The 2,104-nt window shown below is 43.3% G+C and carries 1 protein-coding gene; it reads left to right on the top strand.

Translation table 11 applies throughout. From position 1 onward, the window contains the following. Nucleotides 1-500: 500 nt before the first annotated feature. Entirely contained in the window at nucleotides 501-2,027 is a 1,527-nt protein-coding gene (locus tag C230_RS18875) for an ABC transporter permease (protein ID WP_018130130.1), read from the top strand. Nucleotides 2,028-2,104 lie beyond the last annotated feature (77 nt).

Below are 2,104 nucleotides of genomic sequence, written 5' to 3'. Positions count from 1 at the left end.
ACTAGTTGGTTGCGTCACTTTCTAGTAGACACGCACGGTGGCTTCGTCGTCAATTGTGGACGACGGATTTTACACCACTACCTGAGACTTTAACTATTAGATATGACTGGGATTCGAGAGTATAAATGAGGATGATAGAGATATTTTTCCTAAACAGTGAAATTTCAGTATATTAGGATGTGGACATAATTACCAAAGCATGAGAATATAAAGACAGGATATACAAATGTTGATTTAACAACCTATAAAAATGAACTATTACGAATGGTTTGATTCGGTTTTATCAGATCAGGTTATGGAAACTTGTGATCTGATAAAATAGAGACCGCCTCCAACCAAATAAGGCCGAACGAATGGGGAGGCGGTTCATGCGAGCTCCTGCCTTTACAAGGCCAGCCAGTTACCATGCGTCGCTCTTTTGGAAGAATGGCGTATGGTAATTTGCGTTTGGGAATAGGGGTTGAAGATACGTTACATAACAGGTAAAGGAGTTTATTGAGTTGAAAAAGATTTTATCTATTTTCCTTGTTTTTTCTTTTGTTTTTTCATTTCTGATTGCTTACAAGCAGGCAGATGAAGAAGAACTTCGTAAAATGGAAAAGGCGGGTGAGGCAAGACCATTTTGGATTCCCAAGGATCCGAGGCTGGCCAACCCGGACGAGATGTACCCGATTTTGCAGGAGGTGGCTAATGAATCCAGGGTCAATCTTTTCAGGACGAACATCCATTACAAGGAAGATGACCGGGCGGAAATTCTCAAATACATACTGTTAACAGACAACACCCATTTTTTTGATGTCTTCCGATTGAAAAGCGGCAGGTTATTAACGGCCAAAGACACGCAGCAGGGCAATTCTTTTCTCTCTACGGTCGACACCGGGGATCACAACCAGGTTGGCATCGTCAGGGACTTCGGAGCCAATAACCTGATCACAATCAAACCGCTCAAAGCCGCTTATGAATCTTTGCCTGTAGATGGACAATATTTTGTGGAATCGGCTGGTAACCGCGCCTATGATACGTTTTTCAAAAGTTTTGTCGCTAAAGTAAACGAACGATTTCATTCTTCTTATACAACTGATGATTTCGTGAAAAACACGAATGATTCAGGAGGTGGCGCAGTCGAATCTGGAACATATTTCCTTGAGTATATCAGGTATATGATTTTTGTCATTACTTTACTCCTGCTCATCTACTACATTTTCCATGAATCGAAGCGGATAGGCATTATGAAAATGCACGGCCTATCCAACATCCGCCTATGGTTTATTATCGTCGGCAGGCTGATTACCGTCGTTTTTGTTTTGTCGGCGGCGGCATCCGTGCTTGTGGCCATGTTGATCCCAAATACCACCGCACAGTTTGTTGGCGGGACCCTTCTCTCTCAGTTACAAGCCTTTGCCATAGCGATGGCGAGTTCACTTCTAACGTTTGTGTATATTTCCAGAGTCAAGATTAGCGATGCCATTAAGAACCGGAAGAATACCGGCGGCATCTTTGCCTTGAACACACTGCTAAAGGCGGGTTGCTCCATACTGTTGCTCTTCAATAGCCTTTCGATCTGGAGCCAGTATGCCGAAATCCGCACCAAGCAGGAGAACCTGAAAAGCTGGGAACGCAGCAAGGATTACGGGGTCTTTTATCCCCTAGAGTCCGGGGATGACATGGAGGATTTTAAGAATGGCGCCATCAAAACGACTGGAGCCCAAGCGGGTGATCTCTATCCGATTCTCAATCGAATGGGATCAGTCTTTGTCGACGTTCTTGAATATCAGCAAAAAAATCTTATCTTAAACAAGGATTCACAGAATATACGATCTATATTGGTGAACCCTAACTATCTACGGGAGTTTCCCGTATTTGATGCACACAACCAGCCTGTACAGGTGCCAGAGGACACAAACGATTGGATTTTACTGGTGCCTGAAAAGTATCGCATCAGGGAAAAGGAGATCATGAGCTATTTTACTAAATCGAGAAAGAAAATCTATCAAGCGGAAGAACGGGCTTTTAAGCTTCCTCGCTAAACAATGTGGGTTTATGGGTTTTCAACAGGGTCAATAATGGCTAATAGCCTATTAAACATGAATCTGGAGTGAGACCC

Origin of the sequence: Effusibacillus pohliae DSM 22757 (assembly GCF_000376225.1) — a bacterium.
GTDB lineage: Bacteria > Bacillota > Bacilli > Tumebacillales > Effusibacillaceae > Effusibacillus > Effusibacillus pohliae.
The sequence above is the reverse complement of the archived record's forward strand: the minus strand, read 5'-3'. Positions and strand labels throughout refer to the sequence as shown.